The organism is Enterobacter sp. UNJFSC 003 (assembly GCF_036903355.1).
Classification (GTDB): Bacteria; Pseudomonadota; Gammaproteobacteria; order Enterobacterales; family Enterobacteriaceae; genus Enterobacter.
In genome coordinates, this window is record NZ_JBAKHK010000062.1 from 1 (window position 1) to 369 (window position 369).

Here is a 369-nt window from a genome sequence, read left to right on the forward strand (position 1 = left end):
GGCACCTGGATTGCCGGTGTTGGTTACCGCTTCTAATCACTTTGGTGATATAAAAAATCCGCCTCTCGGGGCGGATTTTTGTTTTTAAGGTTTCGGGTCGAAAATATCGGTTCCGAGATGGTTGTAATCCACCTTCTGTAACTGGAAGTTGGTGATGTATATCGGCCCGGCTTTCTACTCAGATATAAACGGGTATTTGATGTTAATTTCCTTCGCTTTAATCCCCGTCCACTGGGAGAAAAAGCCTAAGAAGTCATTGGCTGAGCGGCGGGCTTTAATCACCCGATGCGCTTTATCGTCGCTGGAAATGACCATAAAAGGCACCTGGAAATTTTGCTGATATTTATCATCATGGGCAAGGTATTGCAC

Annotated in this window: 1 pseudogene; it reads right to left on the reverse strand. The window is 45.3% G+C overall.

Features of this window, described 5'->3' with window-relative positions:
• Window positions 1-84: 84 nt before the first annotated feature.
• A pseudogene (locus V5P19_RS23080) lies at window positions 85-369 on the reverse strand (sulfatase-like hydrolase/transferase); the annotation flags it as partial.